General features: G+C 26.7%; 23 protein-coding genes. 14 read left to right on the forward strand and 9 right to left on the reverse strand.

Features of this window, described 5'->3' with window-relative positions; genetic code table 4:
• Window positions 1-748 precede the first annotated feature (748 nt).
• From dcm to AC0B4S_RS03910, 9 genes are all read left to right on the forward strand, one after another.
• On the forward strand, window positions 749-1,846 hold the full coding sequence (gene dcm / locus AC0B4S_RS03870; RefSeq protein WP_465101782.1) for a DNA (cytosine-5-)-methyltransferase: 1,098 nt from the start codon (window positions 749-751) through the stop codon (window positions 1,844-1,846).
• Window positions 1,839-2,948 carry a DNA cytosine methyltransferase gene (locus tag AC0B4S_RS03875; protein ID WP_465101783.1) on the forward strand — a complete coding sequence of 370 codons (1,110 nt, stop codon included), beginning with the start codon at window positions 1,839-1,841 and terminating at the stop codon, window positions 2,946-2,948. Before dcm ends, AC0B4S_RS03875 begins: the two co-directional genes overlap by 8 nt.
• Window positions 2,935-3,213 carry a hypothetical protein gene (locus tag AC0B4S_RS03880; RefSeq protein ID WP_465101784.1) on the forward strand — a complete coding sequence of 93 codons (279 nt, stop codon included), beginning with the start codon at window positions 2,935-2,937 and terminating at the stop codon, window positions 3,211-3,213. The genes AC0B4S_RS03875 and AC0B4S_RS03880 overlap by 14 nt, the downstream gene beginning before the upstream one ends.
• Before the next feature lie 53 nt (window positions 3,214-3,266).
• The gene (locus AC0B4S_RS03885; protein ID WP_465101785.1) at window positions 3,267-3,779 is read left to right on the forward strand and encodes a helix-turn-helix domain-containing protein; all 513 of its coding nucleotides are present in this window, start codon (window positions 3,267-3,269) and stop codon (window positions 3,777-3,779) included.
• Window positions 3,722-4,660 carry an IS3 family transposase gene (locus AC0B4S_RS03890; protein ID WP_465101887.1) on the forward strand — a complete coding sequence of 313 codons (939 nt, stop codon included), beginning with the start codon at window positions 3,722-3,724 and terminating at the stop codon, window positions 4,658-4,660. The genes AC0B4S_RS03885 and AC0B4S_RS03890 overlap by 58 nt, the downstream gene beginning before the upstream one ends.
• 46 nt (window positions 4,661-4,706) lie before the next feature.
• On the forward strand, window positions 4,707-5,858 hold the full coding sequence (locus AC0B4S_RS03895) for a hypothetical protein (RefSeq protein WP_465101786.1): 1,152 nt from the start codon (window positions 4,707-4,709) through the stop codon (window positions 5,856-5,858).
• A 206-nt stretch (window positions 5,859-6,064) separates the two neighbouring features.
• The gene (locus AC0B4S_RS03900; protein WP_465101787.1) at window positions 6,065-6,352 is read left to right on the forward strand and encodes a hypothetical protein; all 288 of its coding nucleotides are present in this window, start codon (window positions 6,065-6,067) and stop codon (window positions 6,350-6,352) included.
• A 37-nt stretch (window positions 6,353-6,389) separates the two neighbouring features.
• On the forward strand, window positions 6,390-6,947 hold the full coding sequence (locus tag AC0B4S_RS03905) for an IS3 family transposase (protein WP_465101788.1): 558 nt from the start codon (window positions 6,390-6,392) through the stop codon (window positions 6,945-6,947).
• 2 nt (window positions 6,948-6,949) lie between these two features.
• Window positions 6,950-7,144 (forward strand): IS3 family transposase, encoded by a 195-nt coding sequence (locus AC0B4S_RS03910; RefSeq protein ID WP_465101789.1) that lies wholly within the window; start codon window positions 6,950-6,952, stop codon window positions 7,142-7,144.
• A gap of 192 nt (window positions 7,145-7,336) precedes the next feature.
• Here the strand turns inward: AC0B4S_RS03910 and AC0B4S_RS03915 are convergent, their stop codons facing one another.
• Window positions 7,337-7,999, reverse strand: coding sequence for a Fic family protein (locus AC0B4S_RS03915; protein ID WP_465101790.1), 663 nt, complete (start codon window positions 7,997-7,999; stop codon window positions 7,337-7,339).
• Window positions 7,972-8,370 carry a hypothetical protein gene (locus AC0B4S_RS03920; RefSeq protein WP_465101791.1) on the reverse strand — a complete coding sequence of 133 codons (399 nt, stop codon included), beginning with the start codon at window positions 8,368-8,370 and terminating at the stop codon, window positions 7,972-7,974. The genes AC0B4S_RS03915 and AC0B4S_RS03920 overlap by 28 nt, the downstream gene beginning before the upstream one ends.
• Before the next feature lie 456 nt (window positions 8,371-8,826).
• Here AC0B4S_RS03920 and AC0B4S_RS03925 point away from each other — a divergent pair, with 456 nt between their 5' ends.
• The gene (locus AC0B4S_RS03925; RefSeq protein ID WP_465101792.1) at window positions 8,827-9,468 is read left to right on the forward strand and encodes a hypothetical protein; all 642 of its coding nucleotides are present in this window, start codon (window positions 8,827-8,829) and stop codon (window positions 9,466-9,468) included.
• Window positions 9,469-9,897: 429 nt separating this feature from the next.
• Here AC0B4S_RS03925 and AC0B4S_RS03930 read toward each other — a convergent pair whose 3' ends face one another.
• A complete protein-coding gene (locus tag AC0B4S_RS03930) occupies window positions 9,898-10,302 on the reverse strand; it encodes a hypothetical protein (protein ID WP_465101793.1) in 405 nt (134 codons plus the stop codon).
• Window positions 10,303-10,428: 126 nt separating this feature from the next.
• Between AC0B4S_RS03930 and efp the strand changes: the two genes are divergently transcribed.
• Genes efp through AC0B4S_RS03945 form a run of 3 tightly spaced genes read left to right on the forward strand, consistent with a single transcriptional unit; the run spans window position 10,429 to window position 11,618 of the window.
• A complete protein-coding gene (gene efp / locus AC0B4S_RS03935; protein ID WP_465101794.1) occupies window positions 10,429-10,989 on the forward strand; it encodes an elongation factor P in 561 nt (186 codons plus the stop codon).
• A 3-nt stretch (window positions 10,990-10,992) separates the two neighbouring features.
• Window positions 10,993-11,304, forward strand: a complete 312-nt coding sequence (locus tag AC0B4S_RS03940) for an MMB_0454 family protein (protein WP_465101795.1) — start codon at window positions 10,993-10,995, stop codon at window positions 11,302-11,304.
• Window positions 11,304-11,618 (forward strand): hypothetical protein, encoded by a 315-nt coding sequence (locus AC0B4S_RS03945; RefSeq protein ID WP_465101796.1) that lies wholly within the window; start codon window positions 11,304-11,306, stop codon window positions 11,616-11,618. Before AC0B4S_RS03940 ends, AC0B4S_RS03945 begins: the two co-directional genes overlap by 1 nt.
• Before the next feature lie 36 nt (window positions 11,619-11,654).
• Here the strand turns inward: AC0B4S_RS03945 and AC0B4S_RS03950 are convergent, their stop codons facing one another.
• A complete protein-coding gene (locus tag AC0B4S_RS03950) occupies window positions 11,655-12,566 on the reverse strand; it encodes a 1-phosphofructokinase (protein WP_465101797.1) in 912 nt (303 codons plus the stop codon).
• 7 nt (window positions 12,567-12,573) lie between these two features.
• On the reverse strand, window positions 12,574-14,640 hold the full coding sequence (locus tag AC0B4S_RS03955; RefSeq protein WP_465101798.1) for a PTS fructose transporter subunit IIABC: 2,067 nt from the start codon (window positions 14,638-14,640) through the stop codon (window positions 12,574-12,576).
• A 149-nt stretch (window positions 14,641-14,789) separates the two neighbouring features.
• Here AC0B4S_RS03955 and AC0B4S_RS03960 point away from each other — a divergent pair, with 149 nt between their 5' ends.
• Complete coding sequence (locus AC0B4S_RS03960; protein ID WP_465101799.1) at window positions 14,790-15,797, forward strand: nicotinate phosphoribosyltransferase; 1,008 nt, start codon at window positions 14,790-14,792, stop codon at window positions 15,795-15,797.
• A 50-nt stretch (window positions 15,798-15,847) separates the two neighbouring features.
• Here the strand turns inward: AC0B4S_RS03960 and AC0B4S_RS03965 are convergent, their stop codons facing one another.
• The 4 genes from AC0B4S_RS03965 to ftsY all read right to left on the reverse strand — a co-directional run bounded on the left by AC0B4S_RS03965 (window position 15,848) and on the right by ftsY (window position 18,265).
• Window positions 15,848-15,970, reverse strand: coding sequence for a hypothetical protein (locus AC0B4S_RS03965; protein ID WP_465101800.1), 123 nt, complete (start codon window positions 15,968-15,970; stop codon window positions 15,848-15,850).
• Between the two features lie 28 nt (window positions 15,971-15,998).
• Window positions 15,999-16,793: a type II toxin-antitoxin system death-on-curing family toxin gene (locus AC0B4S_RS03970; RefSeq protein ID WP_465101801.1), complete on the reverse strand. Its 795-nt coding sequence runs from the start codon at window positions 16,791-16,793 to the stop codon at window positions 15,999-16,001.
• A 205-nt stretch (window positions 16,794-16,998) separates the two neighbouring features.
• Complete coding sequence (locus tag AC0B4S_RS03975) at window positions 16,999-17,229, reverse strand: sigma factor-like helix-turn-helix DNA-binding protein (protein ID WP_465101802.1); 231 nt, start codon at window positions 17,227-17,229, stop codon at window positions 16,999-17,001.
• Window positions 17,219-18,265: a signal recognition particle-docking protein FtsY gene (gene ftsY / locus AC0B4S_RS03980; RefSeq protein WP_465101803.1), complete on the reverse strand. Its 1,047-nt coding sequence runs from the start codon at window positions 18,263-18,265 to the stop codon at window positions 17,219-17,221. Before ftsY ends, AC0B4S_RS03975 begins: the two co-directional genes overlap by 11 nt.
• Window positions 18,266-18,306: the final 41 nt, after the last annotated feature.

Below are 18,306 nucleotides of genomic sequence, written 5' to 3' on the forward strand. Positions count from 1 at the left end.
TAATGAAAAACAACAAAATAATTTTTCTGATGTTATTATTTATCCAATAATAGCAATTATTAATTGATGTTTATTCCAAGCAAGGTTCTTATAATACATATAAAAAATGAAAGATTTCAGTTTTTATATATTAAGGTTAATCTTTAAATTACTAACTAAGACAAGAGTTAAAATAAATTAAACTTAAATTCAGTTAATATATTAAAAATTATATTATTAGTAATTGCTTATTTAATTTAAAAAAACTACACAAATAAAACAAAAAGGTATTTAAAATGGAGATAACATTTAAGAAAATTATCCACTACTATAATAAAAAGAGATCGATTCAATATACTAAAAAATATAATTACTAAAAGGTAGAATATCAATGTCAAGAATTGGTAATAGTCTTGATAATTGTGAAATTATATATTTCTTTTAATTCTTAAAAGCAAGCTTTTACCAAATTTTGAAAAACAAGCAAAAGACTTGGTTTTATTGAAGTATCACAAAAAATTAAAGAATTTATAAACTGATATAACTATAAAAAAATAAGATAAAAACCTTCCCCAACCATACCATTTGGCTTAGCCAAATGGTATGGTTGGGGAAGGTAAAATATTCTGGAAAATTTCTAAGTTTAAAATAATTATTTATACAATTTTTGTGCAGAATAATAGATTCTTATATAATTAATTAAAGATAATATTTTATATTAATATTGTAATAAATAAAAAAATATAGGTTTGTAATTTAGGAGTAATTAATGAATCAAGATGTAAAATTAAATGTCTTTGAGGCTTTTTCCGGTGTTGGTTCACAACATATGGCATTAAGAAATATTAATAAAAAGTTTAAAATTGTTGCAACATCAGATATTGATCCCGCTGCCACTTTGGCTTATTACTATATACATAAAAAAAATGATAATAGTTATAATATAATACCAAAACAAGAAATAATTAATTATTTATCAAAGATACTTATTAAATCTGAAAAAGATCTCAAAAAATTGAGCAATGAAAAACTTACTGAGTTATATATAGCATGTGTTAAAACAAATAATCTTGGCGATATAACTAAAATAAGTATTGAAAATATTCCAGAGCATAATTTATTTACATATTCTTTTCCTTGTCAAGATATCTCATCAATCGGGACAAAAAAAGGCTTAGATCAAAATAGCGGAACGAGAAGTTCTTTGCTTTGAGAATGTAAAAAAATCATCGAAAATAAAAAACCAAAATATTTAGTTTTAGAAAATGTAAAAAGCCTTACTACTGGCAAAAACAAGCAAAACTTTGAAACATGATTAAGATATCTAGAATCTTTGGGCTATGAAAATTATTGGAAAATCTTTGATGCTCAGCATTATGGCATTCCACAACGGCGCCCAAGGGTGATTGTTGTTTCAAAATTAGGCAAAAGTAAAATAAACTTAATCAAAGATAACCAATTTATCCATAAAAGTCTTAATGATATTATTGATGATAAAGAAAAAAAATGAACAATATTTAATCCAAAAACTAAGGTCAAAGGAGAAGTAAAAGAAGGTGAAGTACTTTTTTTAGATGATCGAGATTGAAAAATAAATGGTGTTATGATTGATAAAGTATCTTCTACTCAAAGAGCCGGAAGATCTGGCCTTAAATTAATTAAATGTGAAAATGGTACTTTATATGAAAGAAAATTAAGCGCACTAGAATGTTGTAGATTAATGGGATATAATGATCAAGACTACCATAATATGAAACAAGGAAAGTTATCAGATAACACCATAATAAGGTTATGTGGTAACTCAATTGTTGTTAACGTATTGGAAAATATTTTTAGAAATATATATGAGGAGGAAGAAAATGATTAAAGGTTTATCATTATTTTCAAACGTTGGCATTGGTGAATTAAATTTAAAAAAAGTTGGTGTAGATATAGTTATAGCAAACGAATTAAAAAAAGATAGGGCTAAATTTTATCAACATATTTTCCCTGATTGTAAAATGATTGTGGGTGATATTTATGATAAATATAATCAAATAATTTCGCAAGCAAGAAAAGAAAATTGTAACTTTCTAATTGCAACTCCACCATGCCAAGGAATGAGTGTTGCAGGAAAAAGAGATTACAGCGACAAAAGAAACACATTAATAATACCTGTTTTAAATGCTATAAATGATTTAAATCCAGATTATGTAATAATAGAAAATGTTCCACAGTTATTAAAATTAAAAATTAAATATAACAATATTATTGATACAGTGGAAAAAACAATTGAAAGAGAATTCGGGCAAAAATATTATATAAATAAAGAAAAATTAATTAATGCTCAAGATTATGGTGTACCACAAAACAGAAAAAGAGCAGTTATTTTATTAAGCAAAATAAAACCATGAAACTTCCCTAATAAGGAGGCAAAGTTAATAACTGTTAAAGAAGCAATTGGAAATTTACCTTCAGTAGAAGCAATTGTTGAAGGAAATACAAACTTTTTTAAAGATAATAGTTTAAAAATAAAAAAATGCCAAGAAATTAACAAATGGCATGTTCCAAAAAATCATTTATATAGACACGTAGAGGCAATGATGTATACCCCTACAGGTCGTTCTGCTTTTCAAAACTTATTTTATTACCCTAAAAAACCAGATGGTACTAGAATTAAGGGATATAACACCACATACAAAAGAATGGATTGGAATAAACCTGCCCCAACAATTACAATGGCTAATGGATCTATTTCATCTCAATGCAATGTTCATCCTGGGAGATTAAAACACGATGGAACTTATAGCGATGCCAGAGTTTTAACAATTTATGAAATCATGAAATTATTTACTATAAAAGATGATTGAGATATTCCAAATTGAGCAAGTGATAACTTTATTAGAAACGTAATCGGTGAAGGAGTTCCACCTTTATTAATTGAAAAAATTGTTAAAAATATTCATGTGGAGGATAATGATGCAAAATAAAAATGTATGGCTCTTTCCCCAAAATTCATGTAATATTAATCAATTTTTTATTACTTTAAATTTGTTTAGCAAACTAAATGGAATAAAAAGAAATAATAATATTCAACAACTTTTAATGAAAGAGCACTCATTAAAAGGAACTTATAAACCATATATTAAAAAAGACCATTACGATTTATCTTCGGCCAATCATAAAATAGATGAACCAAGATTTTACGGGGCTATTTATGAAACTTCTAATAGAAAAATTCACCTTAGTTTATAGTGAACCCCACAAGTTGGACCAAATCAATTGGTAAAACTTAGGGGGTTTTTATTATGAAGTTAAAATTAGAAGATAAACTAAAGATTATAAAACTATATAAAACTGGTAAGAGTAGCAAACAAATTGCCGAAATTTTTAATGTAAATATGCGTACAATTCAGTTTATAAAGCATTTGTACAACCTCCGCGGATTAGAAATATTTACAGAAAGAAATAAACGACGAAACTTCAGTCCTAGTTTTAAATTAGAAATTATTAAGCAAGTATTAAATGGTAAATCAATCCGCTCTTTGGAAGCAAAACTATTAATTAATTCTGGAATAATTAATTCATGAGTGAAAAAATTTAAATTATTTGGGTATAATGGTCTTATAAATAAAAAGAAAGGTAAAATGCCAATGACCATGCCAAAGAATAATAACCCAAAACAAGATAAAACATTATCTAGAATTAAAGAACTCGAAGAAAGAAATGCCCAGCTTGAAATGGAGGTAGACCTCTTAAAAAAATTGAGAGCCTTGGTTCAACAAAGGACAGAGCAACCAAACAAGAAAAAGCAAAAGTAATATTTGAATCAAGGCATAAATATAAATTAAGATTAATGCTAGACTTTTTCCAATTAGCAAAGTCAACATACTTTTATATTGTTAGAAGTTTTTCAAAAAATGATAAAGATTTTGATTTAAAACAAGTAATAACGAATATTTTTAATGAGAATAAATCCCGTTATGGATATCGAAGAATTTGTTTAGAACTAAGAAATAGAGGTTATATTATTAACCATAAAAGGGTTAAAAGATTGATGAAATTACTTAATTTATTTGGTTTACAGCCAAAATCAAAATATAAATCATATAAAGGTGAAATTGGAAAAATTTGTAATAACTTACTCCTTACAAGGATTGTTGACAAAAAGAATCATAATACTTATTACGAACGAAATTTCAAAACCACAAAATTGAATCAAACTTGAAGCACTGATGTTTCTGAATTCAAAATAGCAAGTGGAAAACTATATTTATCACCAATTATAGATGTACATAACCGCGAAGTTGTTTCATACACAATTTCAAAAAGTGCTAATTTTGAACAAGTGAATCAAATGCTAAATAAAGCTTTTAAAAAGTATAAAAATCTTAATGGTTTAATTTTGCATTCTGACCAGGGATGGCAATATCAAATGAAACAATATCGTGACAAATTAAGTAAAAGAGGTATTAAACAAAGTATGTCGCGAAAGGGAAATTGCTATGATAATTGTGTTATTGAAATATTTTTTGGAACCATGAAAAACGAAATGTTTTATGGTCATGAAAAAGAATTCAAAACTCTAGAAGACTTAGAAAAAGCGATGCGCAAGTATATAAATTATTACAACAAAAAACGAATTATCACAAAATTAAAAGGACTGACACCTTTAGGATATAGGCATCAATCCTTAAATTAATTTTAGTCCAATTTTATGGGTTCACTATAGTTCATATGGTGAATTATTGTTAAAATACAAAGAAGATATAAAAACAAGAAATAAAGTATTTATAGGAATGCTTTTTACAATACAATTTAACAATCCATATAAAAAATTAAATGATTTTAATATATATCCAATGAGGCTTATATTTAAATTATTAACTGAACCTAGAATTGATTATAAATTAAGTAATATAGAAGTTGCACACATTTTATATTATGTAAAAAAACTATCCACACCAAAAGATTATATTAATCTTATTAAAAAAATAATAAAATTTCGAAAATTAGACAATAAAAATAAGTTACAAAAATTACTACCTAATGCATCTCAATTTATCAGAAATTATGTTAGTTGTAATTATCTTTTTAATATGCTTTGTGAACTTACAATAACCAATCAAGTTAAGGAGAAAATAAACTTTACATTACAATCACAATTCAGAAAATTACCAACCGCAATAACGACAAAATTCTTAAAATTAGATTCAATATACGGAGCTTTCCTAAACAGGTATTTGAAAAATGAATCAATTTATGCAAATATTAAACAACCTCAAGGTTTAAGAAGTGATTGAATTAGAGATATCTATAATAGTGTTCGACCAATCTTGCTTGAAGAAATTCAAGAAAAAGATCAAATGTATAAAGAATTTTTACAAATTCCTAAATTACTGGTTGAAGCCTCTGTAGACTCCACTAAATGATTATTATTTGAAGAATATATCACAAAATCTTTTAACTTGTTTACTGATGTTAAAGCAGAAACAATATCTGGACCAGGGCAACCAGATTCATTATGTCATTATTTAAAAGAAAATATTGTATTTTGTGCCGATGGTAAATCAACAAATAAAAAACTAACTAGTATAAATGATGGACGATTAAAACAACATAGAAAACTATATAATGCTAAATATACAATTGTCATTACTCCTGGTTATGTGCCAAGTGCTGTTGAAGATATAAAAGGAACTAAAACTTGCATAATTACTTCATATTGCTTTGCAGATTTAATAACTAAATATATATTTAATATATATAAAAATAAACAAGAATGTAGTTATGAAATATTTAATGATTTGATCCTTAAAAATCTTGGCACAGACTTAAGTGAAAAAATATATAAAATTATTGATGATATATTAGGTGTTTCTATACATGAATTTAAGTAAACTATTAAAAAAGACACAAAAGTTATCCCATTTATGTTTACTTTTGTGTCTTTTTATCTAAAAATTATTTTATTATAAAAAGCTTTAAAACAAGAAGATTTTGCCCTTATATTGCATTTGTTAAAAGAATAAACGAAGTTTTTAGACATGGAAAAAATATTCGGATAAAATCCGAATATTTTTAATATAGAGAAAAAGAGGTATTTATGAGACATTTAAAGACTAAAGAATGAGTCCAAATTTTTGACTTATACAATAAATATTTGAACTTGACTATAACTAAAGCAGAATTTGAAAATTACTGTTTTGATATTAGAAAAGAATACTGAAATAAAGAAGCAATGAGAAATATGTTAAAGAAAAGAAAATTATATAATTTAAATATGAACATAGAATCACAAAGCGGTAAATCACCTAAGAAAGATAAATGTGTTGGGAGAAAGAAAAAGAAAGTTCTTGATTATACATGAATTGATACGCTTAAAGATGATTAAAAAGATGCAGTTATAAAATACTACTATCGAATTTTTAATGAAAATAATATTGATGCAGACATTAAAAATATTAAAGAAATTGAAAGACAATCATAATGCTAAAGAGATAAATGTCAAACACAAAGAAATAATTTTTAAAAGTTTTGTCGAAAATAAAGAAAGGTATGGACGAAGGAGGCTTGCTAAATATATTTTCCAAGAATATAATATTCAAATAAATCCTAGAACCCTTGGGAATTATATGAAAAAACTTAATTTAAAAACATTTGTTAGACAAAAACGTAAAAACAAAGAATCTAAAAATACTTGTGTTAAAGTGCCTGATTTAGTAAAACGAGATTATAATTCAATCAACAATAATATATATGCAACAGACGTGACCTACATACCAGCACCAAAAGACATTGAGCAAAATCATATTTATTTATCCGCAATTATCGACCATAAAACTAAGTTTGTGACCTATGAATTATCACTTAGAAATGATACCGAACTAATTTTGAATAATATCAGTAATACAAAATTCAAAAAAAATTTTATTTTACATTCTGACCATGGATCGCTTATTCGTCGGTTGAATATACTAAAAAAATAGAATTGCTAAAAGGTAAAATATCAATGTCAAGAATTGGAAATAGTCTAGACAACCGTGAAATTGAATATTTCTTTTCAATTCTTAAAAGCGAGATTTTTCCAAATTTTGATCAAACCTGTAAAAGGCTTACTTTTATTGAATTATCACAAAAAATCAAAGAATTTATAAACTGATATAATTATAAAAGAATAAGATAAAAAAAACCTTCCCAAAGCATTCCGTTTGGCTTAGCCAAATGGTATGGTTGGGGAAGGTAAAACTGTCCGAAAAAAATTTCCCAGTTTAATCTTTCAATCTCTAATGGCACTATGTCAATTTTTGGCAACTGAATTTTGTAATATTATATCAATTAATTTGTAAGTTGTGGTATGTTTAGATTTTCCCTGGGTTTAAATTTTTATCTCTTTTTTTATTGATTTGGTGCTTTTACAAGATAAATCAATTGTATTTAACTTAACAAATTGCTCTAATAACTTTCTGTCTTTTGTTTGGTAATAATTTAATAATGCCATTTTATAATCATTATTGTTTGATAAAGTAAGGTTAAATAATTTATTTTCTTGTAATAATGCTTTTTGAATTAACATTGTTGCAGTACGTTTATTCCCATCATTAAATAATTGTTCTCTAGCAATTAAACTTGGTGATGCTAACAAATCATCTTGTTTGATTGTTTCTTCTAACATTTCTTTATATTGATATTGCGACAATAAAGGCGGAACATATTTAGAGCCAGAAACATAAATATTTCTTGTACGATAATAACCATTACCATCAACTAATCCATCCATTAAGATTTTATGTAATTGTAAAATATAATTAGTACTTAAAGGCAAATCATATGTTTCAAAAATAAATCTTCACGCATCTTTTAAATTAATTGCTATTTTAAAAGCATCAGTATTATTTTCAAAATATTTATTGTTAATAATATTTTGCGTTTCAAGTTTGGTAATAATTAAATTTTCAAAATAGACTTGCGCTTGGATAATATCAACAAGTTGCTTTGAATAATCTTCAAATTTTAATAAATTTGATTCCGTTGCTTTCATAAGATGTTTTTATCTCCGTTTATTAATTTTTCAATTTCATTAATAATATCGAAATATAAATCTGTAAAAAGAGTAGTATTTAAAATCTTATTAGCGTTTTGTAATTTAATTAATTCGCTTTGTTTTAAATCATAAATTAACTTAATGATCACATTTATTCCCATATTAACTAATAACATTTCTCTAAACACTTCTTCGCTCATTGGTTTTTTAAGTTTAACACTTTGATTAAATCTAAATGCTTCTCATTCAACATAACCAAAGGGGTGATTAATTTTTTTCATTCAGTAATTATTAACTACTTCAATTGCTTTGGTAATTTCATTTTGAAATTCTCATTCTAAATGTTTAGTTATATTGGTTTTATACATATCTGTTCCTTAAATTCAATTTCATTATATTTAACTGTGTGATTTTTACTTAATTAAATAATAGACTTAATTTTGATTTTTACACAATAATTAGATACATTATATCATAAATTATTACAATGTATCAAAAAACAAGATTTTTTGATATCTAGACTATTATTATTATTCTGCAAATCATAAAATAGATGAACCAAGATTTTACGGTGCTATTTATGAAACATCAAACAAAAAAATTCACCTTAGTACATATGGTGAATTACTGTTAAAATACCAAGAAGATATTGAAGCAAGAAATAAAGTGTTTATTTGGATGCTTTTTAGCATACAATTCATTAATCCATATAAAAAATTAGATGGTTTTAATATCTATCCATTAAGACTTATATTCAAATTATTAACCGAAGTAAGAATTGAATATAAGCTAAGTAATCTAAAGTTGCACATATTTTATATTATATGAAGAGTTTGAATTCGCCAAAAGATTATAATGATATTGTACATAGAATTATAAATTTCAGGTTATTAAACAATGGGGATAAAATACAAAATTTGACACATAATGCATCTCAATTTATTAAAAATTATGTTAGTTGTAATTACTTATTTAATATGCTTTCAAAGCTTACAATAACTAATCAAGTTAAGGATAAAACAAATTTTAAATTACAATCTCAATTTAGAAAAATGCCAACAATTATAACAACAAAATATCTAAGTTTAAATCAAGTATATAACAACTTTGTTGATATGTATTTACAAAATAAAACACCTTATGAAAATATTAAACAGCCACAAGGTTTAAGAAGTAATTGAATTAGAGATATTTATAACAGTGTTCCAGGGTTTTTGCTTGAAGAAATTGGCGAAAAAGACCAAATGTACAAAGAGTTTTTACAAATTCCAAAATTACTTGTGGAAACTGCAATTGACTCAACTAAATGGTCTTTATTTGAAGAATATATTACTAAAGCATTTAACTTATTTAGCGATGTAAAAGCACAAACAATAGGCGGGCCAAGTCAGCCAGATTCACTATGTCATTATCTTAAAGATGATTTTTTATTTTGTGACGGTGGTAAATCAACAAATAAAAACTAACAAGTATAAATGATGGAAGATTAAAACAACATAGAAACTTATATAATGCAAAATACACAATTGTTGTCACACCAGGATATATCCCAAGTGCTGTTGAGGATATAAAAGGAACTAACACTTGCATAATTACTTCTTATTGCTTTGCGGACTTAATAACTAAATATATATTTAAAATATATAAAAATAAACAAGAATGTAGTTATGAAATATTTAATGATGTAATATTAAAAAAATCTGGGAACTGATATAAGTGAAAAAATATATAAAATTATTGATGATATATTAGGTGTTTCAACACATTAATTTAATAAAATAGTAATATACTTATATAAAACAATAAAGCGGGCATATTAATGTCCGCTTTGTTTATATTTATACTTTATCCACTTTTGTTTATTAAAAAATATCTCTTTATGTTGAATTAACATATTAAAAGAATAATCGAGGCTTTTGATTCTTTTTATAAATATACGTTAAACTAAATTTTGAATTACGATTTTCAAAGATTTTTTGCATTCTTTGCAAGATTTTAACTTGCTTATCAGTTGGTAAACTTAATGGTTTTTTATTATATTTATATAAGTTAATATGCCTGGCTAAATTTATTTTAGAAATTTTATAAAAACGATCTAAATGAATTTTATAATAAGGTTCTTTAAAAGCACTAAATAAATAAGCTCTGCCTGGATTTTGGCACAATGTCCCAAAAATCACTTCGTCTTTTAAATCTACTAAAGTAATTAATAATTCACAAGGGCGCTTGGCAAATATTTCAATTCCTTCTTTTAAATTACGTTTAGGTTTATAAATTTTAAACATCTCAATCTTGTGCATTTCTCTGTTGCTCCATTCATTAATAAATTAAAATATTTTTTATTAAAGAACTAAAAGTGAACTAAAGCAAAAAACACATATTATAGTATAATAATATTAACTATTATTAAAAAGGAGTTTTAAATTATGATTAATGTTAATGAATTTAAACCAGGAATCACATTCCAAGACGAAGGTGAAATCTATGTTGTGCTTGAAGCACAACATTCTAAACAAGGTAGGGGACAAGCTAACGTTAAAGCAAAGGTAAAAAATTTACGTACTGGTTCAACTACAATTAAATCTTATACTGGGGGCGATAAAGTTAAACCAGCGCATATTGATAAACGTAAGATGGATTATTTATATAATGATGGTGAAAACGTTATTTTAATGGATAAAGAAACTTATGAACAAATTGAAATCCCATTAAATCGTTTAGAATGAGAAATTAATTTTCTGAAAGAAGGAATGGAAGTACAAATTCGTAAATTCCAAGACGAAGTCTTGGATATTGAATTGCAAACTAATATATCTTTATTAGTTACTAATGCGCCAGATGCCGTAAAAGGTAATACCACAACTAACCCACAAAAGAAAGTAATTTTAGAAACTGGTTTTGAACTTGAAACCCCAATGTTTATTAAAGATGGAGATTTAATTATTGTCTCAACTGAAACTGGTAAATACGTTGGAAAAAGTAAATAAACAATGCAAGATTGAATTAATGTAAAATATCTTTTCAACCAAATTTATATGGTTGATAAAGAAGCTATTGAAGATGTGATTAAAAATGCTTTTAAAGAGCAAAAGCATTTTAAACTTATGCCTTCATCGCATATTAAAATTGAACCAGATCATAGTGATTTGCAAGTTTTTTTAGATTTAAAAATTAATAAAAATAATCTTAATGATCAAGCCAAGTTAATCAATTCACTTGTCACAGAACTCAATACCCAAATCAAAAAACTAATTATCAAAAAACCAAAAAATATTCAAGTTGTCATGTTAGGAATCTTTTAGTGCAAAATCCCAACATGCCCCAAGACTATGCAATATTAAGATTATTATTTTTAGAAGATATCAAACAAGAATTAACAAAACTTTCTAAAAAGAAAGTTTTGAATAAAAAAAACCAAAAATATCAAAATTTATTAATAAAGTTAAAAAACCAATTAGAAAGTTTTGAAATTTCAAACCAAGAATTAAAATTAAATAAATTAGCTTATGAAAAAATTAAGCGTGAGCAAACTTTTGATAAACTTAAATGATATTTTATTGGTGGCTTAGTTATCTTCTTTATTGCAATAGCACTTAGCATTTATTTTGCTATTTAAAAATATCACTTTTTTACAAAGTGATATTTTATTTTGTTAATTAAGCACTTCTACTTTAACATGTGATAGGTATTTTTTGGTTTGCTCCAAGGTTCCAACGTGCTCACTAGCTACCGTTCCCATTGCGCCAGCACTGGCAAATAAAAGCGAGCTTGCTGCATCACTAGTTTCTAAATATTTAGCACAAAATAATGCAATCATGCTATCGCCTGCCCCAGTAGCAGAAACTACCTTAATTGGTTTAATAATGGATGCTTTAAGGATTTGTCCATCCTTTGTTAAAGCACATGAACCATCTTTATCCATTGAAACAATAATATTTTGAGCCCCATAAGTTTGCAATTGCTTCATTGCACTAAGCAAGTCTTGCTCATGATTAATTTTAAACTTAAAGTTACGTTTTAATTCATCAAGGTTGGGTTTAATTAAATAAGGATGGAAACTTAAAAATTCCTTAAGATTTGGTGAATCAATATCCAAAACAAAGTTAACTTTGTTTTGTTTTAAAATTTCTAAAATTTCTTTTAAAAATGCATCATCACTTAAGCCCATGATCATTAACATATCTTGGCTTGTTAACTTTGCAATTTGCTCTAAAACTTTTGCTTTAATTTCAGATGTTAAAATTGTTTTTGGTCCATTTAACTCAAAGGAATCTTTAGTTCCATAATATTTAATATTAATCCTGGTTAGCTTTGGATGATTAATATTAATAATTTCTAAAGATTCATGTTTAAATAAATCTTGGAACGAATTAAAGGTATGTTGGTCAAATAAGCTAAAGGCGATATTATCAAAGTTATGACGCTTTAATATTAGCGAAGCATTAATGCCTTTGCCTCCAGGCAAAAGCTTGGAATCTTGATATCTATTGACAGTTTCTAAAGAGAAATCTTCAGATTTAATTAATAAATCTGAAGATGGTGATAAAGTAAGGGTATAAATCATAGCCTTGTTATTTTTTAACAAAAATTCAATTTGGGTATTTTTGGTTTAATTTTGTAAAGAGGATAATTGCTCCAGCTTGGGCTAAAGCTCCAGCTAAAATTGAAGCAATTCAAAACACAATCCCTAAACCAGCTGAAGCAGCAAAATCACTAAATAAGTTAGTTCTTGCTAAAAATCCAACAAAGATTCCACCGTGAGGTGCAATGATGTTAACACCTAATGAAGCTGATAAAATACCAGCTACTGCTCCACCAATCACGTTAGATGGTACTAATACTTTTGGGTTTTTAGAAGTATATGGAATTGCACCTTCTGAAATAAAGCTCATTCCAAATAAAATATTCGAATATTTTCCTGAGTTGATTTCATCTTTAGTTCATAGTTTTTTGCTAATAAACATTGATAATGCAATTCCAAGTGGAGGTACCATACCTGCAGCCATAACAGCCGCCATTGAAACACTTGATGTTCCGTTTGCAATAGTTAAAGTTCCAAAGATGTATGCTGCTTTATTAATTGGTCCCCCAAGATCAATAGCCATCATAGCACCTAAAATTAATCCTAAGATTCAAGCTAATTGAGGACGGTTTTCAAATAATCCTAAGAATAACACTAATGCTAAGTTAATGTAAATTAAGACAATATTAGCAACTCAGAATAATAAAGCAATTGTTAAAGTTCCAAATAATGGAATAAATAAAATATTTTTAATTCCTTGCATAGTTTTTGGTAATTTACCAAAAATATATTTTGAAAAAACAATTACCATGGCTGCGGCAAAGAATGCTCCAAGGATTCCGCCAATAAAACCTGAACCAGTCCCTAAAAATGAATCGGGGTTGGCTACTCCAGAATTGACAATTGAAGGTCTTAAAAAAGCATATGTCCCAGAAACTTGCCCAGAAGCAATAGCCCCAACGACAAATCCAGGTAATAACCCTTGGCGCCCTACTAATGAGTAAGTAATATAAGCAGCCAGCACAGGAACAGCAAGGTTAAGTCCAATTTTTCCAATATCAAAGATAACTTTTGATAATGGAGCATTAAATCCAAAGTTACTTAAAAAAGCACTTGAATTAATGTCTGTTTTATTAAGTCCACCAATAATAATGTCTAGTAAAAATCCAATTGCTAATAAAATTCCACCAAAGACAATAAATGGTAACATGTGAGAAATTCCAGACATTAAAGAACGACGTAGTTTTCCACTAAAGCCATCAAAAGTCATTTCAGCAAATGATTCTTCACTAGTTTTAGCACCTTTTATTTTCTTTCCTTTTTGATCTAAAATTTCTTGAATTTGCTCTCTAGTCTTATAGATTGCTTTTTGGGTTGAGATTTCTAAAACATTAGTTGCATTACTAAATTTAGATTTTTCAATCTCGCGATCAGTTGCTAAAATAACACCTTTAGCATTAGCAATATCTTTTTCAGTTAAAGTATTTTTAACCCCTTCTGCACCTTGGGTTTCAACTTTAATTCTTAAATTCATTTTCTTAGCTTGCTCAACTAATTTTTCTTTAGCTAAGAAAGTGTGGGCAATACCAGTAGGACAAGCAGTAACTGCGACAATGTCATAAGTTCCTTCTTGATCTAGTAATTCCTCAAGTTCATCTTGTGGTTCAAAAGCATCAAATAATGCTAAAAATTCATCAGCACTTTGAACTTTGTCTAATGCCTTAATAAATTGTTCTTTAAGTAATAAAGACGATAATTTTTGCATTACTTCAATATGTCCTGATTCTCTTTGGTCTTTTGATAAAGCAATTCCAAAGATATATTTTACAGGTTGATTATCTAATGCTTGCCAATCAAGGTTATTTACTCTAGCAAAGAGCAAAGTGCTCATTGTTATAGTATCATCACCTAAATGTGGCATTGCAATATGATCACCAATCCCTGTTGAATTTTGATTTTCTCTTTCTTTAAAAAGATCGTAAATTTTTTGGGTATCTAATCCATAGTTTTTTGATACAAGCTCACTAGCAAAAAACTTTAAAACTTCATCTTTTGAAGCAAAGTTTTTATCCAAGTAAATTGTATCTTTGTTGTTAAATAATGATCTAATCTTCATAGTTCCTTTCGTTGTTATCTAATTAAATTATAGATCATTCTCTTTGATATACGTATATATAAGATGAAAAAACCTGGAAATGTTTCCACTTCTTTTAATTTTCTTGTTTTATGGTATAATAATCTTTAATACTTTAGATAGGAATGAAGATGAATTACGAAAAATATACAGCCGCTTATTTTGAAACAACAAAAGAAATTTTAGCAAGTGAAAAGCCCGATAACGTTATTGTTATGCAATTTTTCCAACGAAAAAATAATTGTATTTTAGGTGGTATAAATGAAGTCTTAGCTTTTTTAAAAGCCAAGACTGATACTGCAAAATATACAATTAAATATCTACCAGAAGGAACCATAGTCAATGAATTAGATATAGTTTTAGAACTGGAAGGTCATTACCAAGATTTTGGACAGTGAGAAGGGTTAATTGATGGTATTTTAACTCGTTATTCTTCTATAGCAACAAATGCAGCAAAATGCGTTAGGGCCGCAAGAAATAAACAAGTTATTTTCATGGGTGATCGAGCTGATCATTACATAACCCAAGAAATTGATGGAAAAGCCGTTGCTCTTGGTGGAATTAAACTAGTTTCAACTTTAGCCCAAAAATCTAGTCAAGATGATATTCATAATGAAAATCTCTTTGGTAGCATGCCACACGTTTTAGTTCAAGGTTTTAATGGGGATATTGTCAAAGCCGCTGAGGCATATATAAAATTATATCCAAAACGTAAATTAATTGCTTTAGTTGACTACCACAATAACGTGATTCAAGAAAGTTTAAAACTATGAACTGCCTTAGGCGATAAAGTTTGAGGTGTTAGAATTGATACTTCAAAAAGTTTATCAGATCATATGTTTGATCAAGAAACTCCTAAATACGGTGTAGTTCCTGAGCAAGTGATTCGCCTGCGTAAAGCATTAGATCAAGCCGGAGCTACTAATTATAAAATAATTGTTTCATCTGGCTTTAATCATTCTAAAATAAAATGATTTGAAGATCTTAAAGTTCCAGTTGATTATTATGGAGTTGGACAAAGTATTTTTAAAATGACTAATACTTTCTCAGCTGATGCTACCATGTTAAATGGACATAATCAAGCTAAAGAAGGGCGTTATTATCGTTATAATCCAAAACTAATAGAATATAAAGGTTAAGTAAAAGCAACACTTATAGTTAAGTGTTGCTTTTATATTATAAAAAGTAATTATAGTTCGGCTAAAGCTTTCATAACTCTGACAAGCTTTTCCCAGTCTCCATTCCTCTTCATTTGCACATCAAGAGGTTCAACATATTTATCAAGATTTTCTACATATTCTTTTAATGTCATGATATCCTCCTATTTAATATTGTATTTATTATACCATATTTTCTGGATTCGAATTAATTAATGTATTTTTTATAATTCACTCTTTTATCTCTTTTTTAACTTTTTCTTGTCTTTCTTTAGTGCTGGTTCCTTTGTCATTTTTAATAATAAAATTATAGCATCATTTATAAATTGCGTTTTTATCATTATTAACTATTAGTTCTCCATCATCTAATAATTCAATAAAATCTTCATATGACCTATTTGACAGTCTTGATACAAAGCAAAACATTTCTCGTTCTTGTGCTACTTGATAACTATTTTTCATTGTTAAATCAGAAGATCATTTAAAATAAAATCCAAAATTTCTTAATAAGTTGATTAAAAATAAAAAGCAAAAACGTTTATTTCCATTTTTAAGTTTATGAGGGACAAGCATTTGAATTAAAATAGTAGCAAAGAAATCAAAAATATCATTTATTTCTATATAACCTAGTCGTATGTAATATAACATATTTGAAATTAATGAATTAAAAGTATCATTATCATTAACATAATCATAATCATTTGCACCTTCGTTTTTAAAATATTTTTTTGCATAATTAAAGGTTGTAGTTAATGTAGATTCTATCAATTTCATAATATATTCATTATCATATTTATCTTGTAAATTTATAACTAATGGAATTAGTTTTATTTCTTGATGTTTAGAAGAAAATTTACTATTTAAAAAATATTTATCACCTTTTTTGATTAGTAAACTACTTCGAAATTTATCTATAAAAGAATTAAAATTAACATATTCACTTTTGGTTATTACAATTTTAGCACTTAAAAAAGTCATTTCTTAAAACCTCCTATAATATAGAATAATTATATTCTAAAAGGGAACAAAATCTTTATTTTATAAGAATTGAAATCAAAATTATAAGACTAATTTAATATTAGAGAATATTGGCAATTTTAATAAATGTTTTCTAAACTTTGCAGTAAATAAGAATATAGAAAAAATAGTATACAAAAACAGGCAAATAAATGCCTGTTTTTGATTATTTATTATAAACTTGTTCACTAAGTTTTATTAATTTAGCTAATGATTTCTTGGCAGCATCATAAGCAGCTGCACGAGATGTTGCCATTATTTTTGCAATTTCACCATAAGAGAGATCTTGATAAAAATAAAGCTCAAACACTTGCCGCTGAGTTTGAGTTAATAAATTCTTGTATTTTTCGTAAAGTAATGTATAAAACTGTATTTTATCCAAGTCTTTATGAAGCATGTATTAAATCCTTTGTTAGCTGGTAGATAAAGAGTTCAAGGTCAAATTCTTGAAAATCATTGATTTGCTCGCCTAAGCCAATATATTTAACATCTAAATTATATTCATCTTTAATTGATAAAACAATCCCACCTTTAGATGTACCGTCTAATTTTGTTAAAATAACCCCTGTTAAATTGGCTATTTCTTTAAAGCTTTTAGCTTGTGAAAGACCATTTTGTCCAGTAGTTGCATCTAAAACTAATAATGATTCATGTGGTGCATCAGGAATAAAGCGCTTTATAATTCCAACCATCTTTGATAATTCACTCATTAAATTAACTTTATTTTGTAATCTGCCTGCTGTATCAATGATTAATAAATCATATTGCTCGCTAGTTGCTTTTTCTAAAGCTTGGAAAACTACTGAAGATGGATCGCCCCCTTCTTTTTGTGGTTTAATAATATCCGCTCCTACTCGCTGAGCTCAAATGCCTAATTGGTTGACTGCCCCAGCTCTAAAGGTATCACCAGCAGCAATTAAAACCTTTTTGCCTTGCATAATATATTTATGAGCCATTTTAGCTATTGAAGTAGTTTTACCAGAACCATTAACTCCCACAAAGATAAAAACATTTAAACGATCATTTTGGAAATTTAAATTAGTATTGGTAATGGTGCTCCCGGTATAAATCACAAATAATTGATCCGCAATTAATTCCCCAATTAATTTCGGATCATCAATATTATTCGTTCTTACTTCTGACTTTATTTTTTCAATAATGACATTAACTAATTTTAAGTTAATGTCAGACATAATTAAGAGTTCTTCTAATTCTTCAAAAAAATCTTCATCAATTTTATTATATTTATTTTGTATCTCTAAGATTTTTTTACCAAGACTCGAGCTATTTTCTAGACCTGCCTCATATTTTTTAAATTTCTCACTATTTATAATTGCTTTTTGTTCTTCTTGTTTTAATTCTAGTTTTAAAGTTTCAACATCTTTGGCTTCTTTCTTGAAAACCTTGTTAATTAAATTCTTAAAAAATCCCATGCATATATTTTAATATATTATTGTAAGTTTGTTGCTTTAAT

Source organism: Mycoplasma sp. 6934 (assembly GCF_055523595.1).